Raw genomic sequence first — 8,477 nt, forward strand, 5'->3', positions numbered from 1 at the left:
CCGACATCATCGCAGCCGTCGCCGGGGCAGAACCGCCCCTAGCTGGTCAGCCAGGCGTCGATGTCGGCCAGGGCGCCCTCGACGACGTCGGATGGTGCGCGCGAGGCCCGCAACGACATCGCGGCCAAGGTGGCGAGCGTCGCGTCGTCCAGGTCGTGGGCCGCGCGCATCGTCGCGTACTGGGCCGCCAGCCGGGAGCCGAAGAGCAGGGGGTCGTCCGCACCGAGCGCCACCGTCGCGCCGGCCTCCAACAGGGTCGGGAGCGGCACCGAGGTGAGATCGCTGTAGACGCCGAGCGCGACGTTCGAGGTCGGGCAGACCTCCAATGCGACGCCGGAGCCGGCGATCTGCTCGAGCAGGCGCGGGTCCTCCGCCGAGCGGACGCCGTGCCCGAGCCGGTCGGCGGCCAGCGTGTCCAGGCAGACCCGCACGTGCTCAGGTCCCCGTAGCTCCCCGCCGTGAGGGGCGAGCAGCAGATCGGCCCGTCGGGCGATCGAGAAGGCACCTGCGAACTCCGAGGTCGTGCCGCGCCGCTCGTCGTTGGAGAGCCCGAAGCCGACGACGCCACGGCCGGCGTACTGCGCGGCGAGGCGAGCCAGTGTGCGCGCGTCGAGCGGGTGCCGGGTCCGGTTGGCGGCGATCACGACGCCGATGCCCAGGCCCGTCGACTCCGACGCCTCGCGCACCGCGTCCAGGACGAGGTCGGTGAACGCCGTGATGCCCCCGAAGCGCGCGGCGTAGCCGCTGGGGTCGACCTGGATCTCCAGCCAGCGCCCGCCATCGGCGACGTCGTCCTCGGCGGCCTCCAGCACCAGACGCCGCACGTCGCCCTCGGTGCGGAGAACCGACCGCGCGACGTCATAGAGTCGCTGGAAGCGGAACCAGCCCTTCTCGTCCGCTGCGCTGAGCTGCGGCGGCCAGTCCTCGACGAGGGAGTCCGGCAACGCGATCCGGTCGCGCGCTGCCAGTTCGAGCAGCGTGGAGTGGCGCATCGACCCGGTGAAGTGCAGGTGCAGATGCGCTTTCGGCAGCGTCGAGACCGAGCGCATCCCGTGGTCAGCCCGCCAGCTTCTCCGCCGCCGCCAGCACCACGCAGGTCGCGACCGCCTCCATCGCAGCGGTGACCTCCTCGATGCCGGGGAACGTCGGCGCGAGCCGGATGTTGCGGTCGTCGGGGTCCTCACCGCGGGGGAAGGAGGAGCCGGCGGGGGTCAGAGCGATACCGGCGGCCTTGGCCAGCTCCACCACGCGCGCCGCCGTCCCGTCGAGCACGTCGAGGCTGACGAAGTAGCCGCCGGTCGGCTTGGTCCAGGTCGCGATGCCGAGACCGTCGAGACGCTCGGTGAGCACGCGGTCGACCTCGTCGAACTTCGGCGCGATGATCGCCCGGTGCTTGGCCATGTGGTCGCGCACGCCCTGCGGCGATCCGAAGAACTCGGCGTGCCGGAGCTGGTTGAGCTTGTCGGGTCCGATGGCGCCCTTGCCGAGATGGCCGGTGTACCAGCGCACGGTCTCGACCGATCCCCCCAGGAACGCCACGCCGGCACCGGCGTAGGTGATCTTCGAGGTCGAGGCGAACATGATCGGCCGGTGCGGGTGGCCTGCGGCCGAGGCGAGGCTGAGGATGTCGGCGCTCTTGGCCTCGTCCTCGGTCAGGTGATGGAAGGCGTAGGCGTTGTCCCACAGGATCTTGAAATCCGGGGCCGCGGTCGGCATGGAGGCGAGCCGCTCGGCCACCTCGAGCGAGACCACCGACCCGGTCGGGTTGGCGTAGGTCGGCACGATCCACATGCCCTTGATGCTGGGGTCGTCCGCGACCAGTGCGGCGACGGCGTCGACGTCCGGGCCGTCCTCGTTCATCGGCACGGTCACGGTGTCGATGCCGAACCAGTCGAGCAGTGTGAAGTGACGGTCATAGCCGGGCACCGGGCAGATGAAGGTGACCTTCTCCTCCTGGCCCCACGGGCGCTCGCTGTCGACGCCGCCCTTGAGCCAGAGGTCGACGAGCACCTCACGCATCATCACCAGGCTCGAGTTGCCACCGGCCACGACCTGGTCGGGCTCGACCCAGAGCAGGTCGGCGAACATCTCGCGCAGCTCCCTGATGCCCTCCAGCCCCCCGTAGTTGCGGGTGTCGACTCCGGACTTGTCGGTCGCGCTGGACGGCAGGGACAGCAGGGCGTCAGAGAGGTCGAGCTGCGCCGCGGCGGGCTTGCCGCGGGTCAGGTCGAGCTTGAGACCGCGGGCCGTCAGCGCCTCGTAGGCCGCGCGCTGCTGCTCGAGCACGGCACGCACCTCCCCGGCGGCGCGGTGGGGGAGGGGGGTCTGCTGTCCGGACTGCTCGCTCACGTCGCTCACTCTTCCAGATCGGTCGCGAGCGACGCGCGCCGCAGTCCGGCACACGGCGGGGTGTGGCGACGTCGTGAGGCACGGGGCAGCGTGACCCGAATGACGACTGCCGCGTCCACCTCGTCCGGCGCGACGCCCGATCCCGCGTCGAGCATGTCCGACGGGGCCCCGCCGTCGGAGCTGAAGCGATCCATCACCGGGCGGCTGTTGTTCTTCTACGTACTCGGCGACGTGTTGGGCTCCGGCATCTACGTGCTGATCGGAGCCGTAGCGGGCGAGGTGGGAGGCGCGTTCTGGCTCGCCTTCCTCGTCGGTGTCGCGATCGCGACGATCACCGGCACCGCCTACGCCGAGCTGGTGACCCGCCTCCCGCAGGCGGCGGGTGCCGCCCTGTTCGTGAGCAAGGCGTTCGGCAACCGTACGCTCACGTTCCTGGTCACGGTGAGCATGCTCTCGGCCTCGTTCGCAGCGTCGGGCTCGCTGGCCACCGGGTTCGCGCACTACTTCGACACGGTCTGGTCGCTGCCGCCCGCGATCTTGATCTCGCTGGGCTTCGTGGTGCTGCTGACGATCGTCAACTTCATCGGGATCACCGAGTCGGCGGTCGCGACCATGATCATGACGTTCGTCGAGGTCGCCGGCCTGGCGTTCATCCTCCTGATCGGCGTCGTCCACGTCGGTCGGGGCGACGCCGACTTCGCGCGGCTCACCGACTTCAGCACCGACGGCAACGAGATCTTCGCCCTCGTCGCAGGAGTGGCGCTCGCCTTCTTCGCGATGACCGGATTCGAGAACGCCGCCAACGTCGCCGAGGAGGTGGTCGAGCCGCAGCGCAACTTCCCCCGGGCACTGGTCGGCGGCATGGTCTGCGCCGGTGTGATCTACGTGCTCGTGGCGATGGCCGCCTCGCTCGTCGTCGACGTCCGCCAGCTCGCCGCCTCCGACGCGGCCCTGATCGAGGTGGTCGAGGCAGGCGTCCTGCCGTTGTCGATCTCGGTGCTGAGCGTGGTCTTCGCGATCATCGCGATGATCGCGATCGGCAACACGACCCTGGTCGCCGTCGTCACGCAGTCGCGCATCCTCTACGGGATGGCGCGCGAGGACGTCGTCCCCGGTGTGTTCGGCGTCGTGCATCGCACTCGGCGCAGCCCCTGGGTGGCGCTGGTCTTCAGCTCCGGTGTCGTCTCCACCCTGCTGCTCGTCGGGTGGGGCCTGTCGCAGGCCGGCGTCAGCCTCGACGTCGTCGAGCGTCTCGCGACCGTCACCGTGGTCTTCACCCTGTTCATCTACTCGCTCGTGATCGTCTCGACGTTCCGACTGCGTGAGAGCGCGCCACTCGACGCCGATGGTCGGTCCGAGACCTACCGGGCGCCTACTCCGCTCCTGATCCTGGGTCTGGTCGGCAACCTCACCCTGCTGGCCTACGTCGTCATCGACGATCCCGGCTCCCTCGCCTGGGTCGCCGGCCTGCTCGCCCTCGGCGTCGCGCTCTTCGCCATCGAGCGGACCGTCGGCCGACAGGGCGAGCACCGCGGCCCGACCGGTTTGGACGCGGCCTCGGGGTAACCCGTAGAGTGGGCCGCTGGTGGAACTCCAGATGATCCGTCGCGCCCGCACCGCGGTCGCTCCGGGCGTCCTCATCCACCGGAGGGCACTAGCTCAACTGGCAGAGCATCGGTCTCCAAAACCGAAGGTTGGGGGTTCAAGTCCCTCGTGCCCTGCACGGCCCGTCCCTGACAGGACTCCGGACCACGAACGATCAGAGCAGCACAACGAGAGGTGAGAAGCGTGTCGGACAGCAGCGCGGTCCGCGACTCCCAGGGCGGCAAGCCCGCTCCGGGCGAGCGCAAGCGCACCAGCATCCCGACCTTCTACCGCCAGGTCGTCGCCGAGCTTCGTAAGGTCGTGTGGCCGACCCAGGAGCAGCTGGTCACCTACTTCTTCGTCGTGTTGGCCTTCGTGCTGGTCATGATGACGATCGTGTCCCTGCTCGACCTGGGCTTCGGAAAGCTCGTGTTCGCGATCTTCACCGGCGGCGAGGACATCTGAGCCCCCGCGCCGAGGCGCGCCCCCGCACCTTCGCAAGGCTGTGGGCCCCGACAAGCAACGATGGAGCAGTACGTGTCTGAGCAGTACGACGAGCAGGTCGACGACACCGTCGAGACCGACGTCGAGGTCGCCGTCGCGGACGGAGAGTCCGTCGAGGCGGACGCCGTCGAGCTCGCAGACCCCGAGGATGGTGCGTCGGAGGACCTCGACGAGGCCGACGCGAGCGGCGACGAGGACGGCGAGGAGCTGGCCGACGGCGAGGAGCCGGTCGAGGAGGACCCGCTCGAGGCCTTCCGGCGCGAGCTGTGGGCCAAGCCCGGTGACTGGTTCGTCGTGCACACCTACTCCGGCATGGAGAACCGGGTGAAGTCGAACCTGGAGAACCGCATCGTGTCCCTCAACATGGAGGACTACATCCACGAGATCGTGGTCCCCATCGAGGACATCGTCGAGATCAAGAACGGTCAGCGCCGCACCCGCAAGAAGCCGGCTCTGCCCGGGTACGTCCTGGTGCGCATGGACCTGACCGACGAGTCCTGGTCCGCCGTCCGGCACACGCCCTCGGTCACCGGCTTCGTCGGCAACAGCCACCAGCCCGTCCCGCTGAGCCTCACCGAGGTCGAGAACATGCTGGCGCCCTCGGCAGTGCCTGCGCTCGAGGCCCAGGCCGCGGCCGCGACCTCCGGTGGCTCCGGTGGTTCCGCGACCACGCCCAAGAAGCAGATCGAGGTCGCCGACTTCGCCGTCTCCGACTCGGTGATGGTGGTCGACGGTCCGTTCGCCACGCTCCACGCGACGATCACCGAGATCAACGCGGAGTCCCAGCGCGTCAAGGCGCTGGTCGAGATCTTCGGCCGGGAGACCCCGGTCGAGTTGAGCTTCAGCCAGGTTCAGAAGGTCTGATGCTCGGGCCACCTCGGTGGCCGGTGACACCCGTGGCAGGGGGCGACCGCCCTCGTCATGACCACAGAGAAGGAAAGTAGGCCCCATGCCTCCCAAGAAGAAGATCGCTGCGCTGGTCAAGGTGCAGCTGCAGGCCGGTGGCGCGACCCCGGCCCCGCCGGTCGGTACCGCGCTCGGTCCGCACGGCGTCAACATCATGGACTTCTGCAAGGCGTACAACGCCCAGACCGAGTCCATGCGCGGCAACGTCATCCCGGTCGAGATCACGATCTATGAAGACCGGTCGTTCGACTTCATCACCAAGACCCCTCCGGCGTCGGAGCTCATCAAGAAGGCCGCCGGCCTGCAGAAGGGCTCGGGCGTTCCGCACAAGGAGAAGGTCGGCAAGATCACCAAGGACCAGGTCCGCGAGATCGCCACGACCAAGCTGCCCGACCTGAACGCCAACGACGTCGACGCCGCGATGAAGATCGTCGAGGGAACCGCCCGTTCCATGGGCGTCACCGTCGACTGACACCAGTGGCAGGGCCGCGCTGGCCCACATGACCACGACCTTCGTACGAGAAGTTCTCAGAGAGAAGACCACCATGCAGCGCAGCAAGACCTACCGCGCGGCGGCCGAGACGTTCGACAAGGACGAGCTCTACGCCCCGCTTTCCGCTATCAAGATCGCCAAGTCGGCGTCGAAGAAGAAGTTCGACGAGACCGTCGACGTCGTCATGCGACTCGGCGTCGACCCCCGCAAGGCCGACCAGATGGTGCGCGGCACCGTCAACCTCCCGCACGGCACCGGCAAGACCGCTCGGGTCCTGGTGTTCGCCAACGCCGACAAGGCCGAGGCCGCTCGTGAGGCCGGCGCCGACATCGTCGGTGGCGACGAGCTCATCGACAAGGTCGCCGGCGGCTGGCTCGACTTCGACGCCGTCGTCGCCACCCCCGACATGATGGGCAAGGTCGGTCGCCTCGGTCGCGTCCTGGGTCCGCGCGGCCTGATGCCGAACCCGAAGACCGGCACCGTGACGCCCGACCCGGCCAAGGCCGTGACGGACATCAAGGGCGGCAAGATCGAGTTCCGTGTCGATCGCCACGCCAATCTCCACTTCATCATCGGCAAGGCGTCCTTCAGCGAGACTCAGCTCGCCGAGAACTACGCCGCCGCCTTGGAGGAGGTGCTCCGTCTCAAGCCGGCCAGCTCCAAGGGTCGCTACCTGAAGAAGGTCACCGTCTCCACGACGATGGGCCCCGGCGTCCAGGTCGACCCGAACCGCACGCGCAACGTCGCCCTCGAGGACGAGGCCGCCGCGAACTGACCCGGTTCACGCAACGCGCACGACGCTCCGGCACCCACGAGGGGGCCGGAGCGTCGTCGTTTTGGCGTCTGCTCGCCGCATCACTACTGTGAGCCACTGAATCCAGAGACCGCCGGTCGTCGAGGCTCACGCCGAGACCGAAGGTGCCGCAGCGATGCGGACGACCTGCGTAGGTGACAGAGCAAGAACCGCCGCACGTGTGTGCCGGATCCCACGCCCTGAGCCTGCGCTCAGGGCGTTCGTGTTCTCCGGCCCCGAAACCGGTTCCACCGGGGCGGGCGGTCTCCTGAAATGTCCGGAAGGAGACCCATGGCGCGGGCAGACAAGCAGGCCGCCGTCGCGGAGATCACTGAGTCCTTCAGTGGTGCCGCTGGCGCTGTGCTGACCGAATACCGCGGTCTCACCGTCAAGGAGCTGCAGACGCTGCGTCGCTCCCTCGGTGCGAACGCCGACTACGCCGTGGTCAAGAACACGCTGGCCAAGATCGCCGCCCAGGAGGCGGGGATCGATGGCTTCGATGACCTACTGACCGGTCCGACCGCGATCGCCTTCATCAAGGGCGACGTCGTCGAGGCGGCCAAGGGTCTGCGTGATTTTGCCAAGGCGAACCCCGCCCTTGTCATCAAGGGCGGCGTGCTCGACGGCCAGATCCTCGACGCGAAGGAGATCGCCAAGCTGGCCGATCTCGAGTCGCGCGAGGTGCTGCTCGGCAAGCTGGCGGGCGCGATGCTCGCTTCGCTCAGCCAGGCCGTCTACCTGCTCAACGCGCCGCTGGCCCAGGCCGCCCGTCTCGCGGGTGCGCTCCAGGCCAAGGCCGAGCAGGACCCCTCGATCCTCGCAGGTGGTGCCGGTGCCCCTGCCGCGGCTGAGTCCGCGGCATCGGCAGAGGCCGCCGCCGAGGAGGCTCCGGCTGCAGCCGAGGAGACCGCTGAGGAGGCATCTGAGGAGGAGACTCCCGCCGACGCCGCCGATGAGGCTCCCGCGGCCGAGGCCACCGACGCCTGACCCAGGCGCACCACCACCTGAACCGCCCCCGCGGGGCGCCCGGGGGCCCACCCGGAGGAACCGCCCATCATGGCGAAGCTCAGCACCGACGAGCTCCTTGACGCTTTCAAGGAGATGACCCTCATCGAGCTCTCCGAGTTCGTGAAGCAGTTCGAGGAGACCTTCGGCGTCACCGCCGCCGCCCCCGTCGCCGTGGCCGCTGCCCCGGCTGCCGGTGGCGCCGCTGCCGGTGGCGACGAGGCTGCCGCGCAGGACGAGTTCGACGTCGTCCTCGAGTCCGCTGGTGACAAGAAGATCAACGTCATCAAGGAGGTGCGCGCGCTGACCTCGCTCGGTCTCAAGGAGGCCAAGGAGCTGGTCGAGGGTGCGCCCAAGCCGGTCCTGGAGAAGGTCAACAAGGAGACCGCGGACAAGGCCAAGGAGACCCTCGAGGCCGCCGGCGCCACCGTCACCCTCAAGTGATTCCTCGCCGGTCGCGATGCGGCCGGCACTGCATCACCAGCATCGCCACGAGGCGGTCACCCCGATGGGGTGGCCGCCTCGCGGCGTTCTGCGACGGCGCAGATCACAGGTCGATTCCGGCAGCTGGAGACGACGTGGCGCCGAGCACAATCTTGCGTAACCTCACGCCGAGGATCGGGTTGTTACCGGTGAGTGGCCTACGTGCGCTGCGCGCCCGTGCCTCGCCGGACCGCCCGGGCCCCGCAACTGCAACCTCTGAGGATCGGCCGAGAGAAGGACTGTCATGGGTGTTGAGATCAAGGTCGAGAATCTGACGAAGTCCTTCGGCAAGCAGTTGATCTGGGGTGGGGTGACGCTGACCGTTCCGGCGGGTGAGATCTGCGTGATGCTGGGCCCGTC

9 protein-coding genes and 1 tRNA gene are annotated in these 8,477 nt (G+C 68.9%); 8 read left to right on the forward strand and 2 right to left on the reverse strand.

Annotation, left to right across the window (positions count from 1 at the left end; genetic code table 11):
* Positions 1 to 38: 38 nt before the first annotated feature.
* Both KSO97_RS16020 and KSO97_RS16025 read right to left on the reverse strand, forming a co-directional pair.
* Entirely contained in the window at positions 39 to 1,049 is a 1,011-nt protein-coding gene (locus KSO97_RS16020) for an adenosine deaminase (protein ID WP_232680651.1), read from the reverse strand.
* A 7-nt stretch (positions 1,050 to 1,056) separates the two neighbouring features.
* The gene (locus KSO97_RS16025; protein ID WP_232680652.1) at positions 1,057 to 2,349 is read right to left on the reverse strand and encodes an aminotransferase; all 1,293 of its coding nucleotides are present in this window, start codon (positions 2,347 to 2,349) and stop codon (positions 1,057 to 1,059) included.
* A gap of 99 nt (positions 2,350 to 2,448) precedes the next feature.
* On the opposite strand from KSO97_RS16025, the gene KSO97_RS16030 reads away from it, so the two are divergent.
* The 8 genes from KSO97_RS16030 to rplL all read left to right on the forward strand — a co-directional run bounded on the left by KSO97_RS16030 (position 2,449) and on the right by rplL (position 8,078).
* Positions 2,449 to 3,915, forward strand: a complete 1,467-nt coding sequence (locus tag KSO97_RS16030) for an APC family permease (RefSeq protein WP_232680654.1) — start codon at positions 2,449 to 2,451, stop codon at positions 3,913 to 3,915.
* An 82-nt stretch (positions 3,916 to 3,997) separates the two neighbouring features.
* Positions 3,998 to 4,070: transfer RNA gene (locus tag KSO97_RS16035), tRNA-Trp, on the forward strand.
* 67 nt (positions 4,071 to 4,137) lie between these two features.
* Positions 4,138 to 4,398: a preprotein translocase subunit SecE gene (gene secE, locus KSO97_RS16040; RefSeq protein WP_232680656.1), complete on the forward strand. Its 261-nt coding sequence runs from the start codon at positions 4,138 to 4,140 to the stop codon at positions 4,396 to 4,398.
* A gap of 72 nt (positions 4,399 to 4,470) precedes the next feature.
* Positions 4,471 to 5,301 carry a transcription termination/antitermination protein NusG gene (gene nusG, locus KSO97_RS16045; protein WP_232680658.1) on the forward strand — a complete coding sequence of 277 codons (831 nt, stop codon included), beginning with the start codon at positions 4,471 to 4,473 and terminating at the stop codon, positions 5,299 to 5,301.
* A gap of 85 nt (positions 5,302 to 5,386) precedes the next feature.
* Positions 5,387 to 5,815, forward strand: coding sequence for a 50S ribosomal protein L11 (gene rplK, locus KSO97_RS16050; protein WP_232680660.1), 429 nt, complete (start codon positions 5,387 to 5,389; stop codon positions 5,813 to 5,815).
* A 73-nt stretch (positions 5,816 to 5,888) separates the two neighbouring features.
* Positions 5,889 to 6,611, forward strand: coding sequence for a 50S ribosomal protein L1 (gene rplA / locus KSO97_RS16055; protein ID WP_232680662.1), 723 nt, complete (start codon positions 5,889 to 5,891; stop codon positions 6,609 to 6,611).
* A 309-nt stretch (positions 6,612 to 6,920) separates the two neighbouring features.
* The gene (rplJ, locus tag KSO97_RS16060; RefSeq protein ID WP_232680663.1) at positions 6,921 to 7,616 is read left to right on the forward strand and encodes a 50S ribosomal protein L10; all 696 of its coding nucleotides are present in this window, start codon (positions 6,921 to 6,923) and stop codon (positions 7,614 to 7,616) included.
* A 69-nt stretch (positions 7,617 to 7,685) separates the two neighbouring features.
* Positions 7,686 to 8,078: a 50S ribosomal protein L7/L12 gene (gene rplL / locus KSO97_RS16065; protein ID WP_232680665.1), complete on the forward strand. Its 393-nt coding sequence runs from the start codon at positions 7,686 to 7,688 to the stop codon at positions 8,076 to 8,078.
* Positions 8,079 to 8,477: the final 399 nt, after the last annotated feature.

The organism is Nocardioides sp. R-C-SC26, from assembly GCF_021246465.1.
Classification (GTDB): Bacteria; Actinomycetota; Actinomycetes; order Propionibacteriales; family Nocardioidaceae; genus Nocardioides.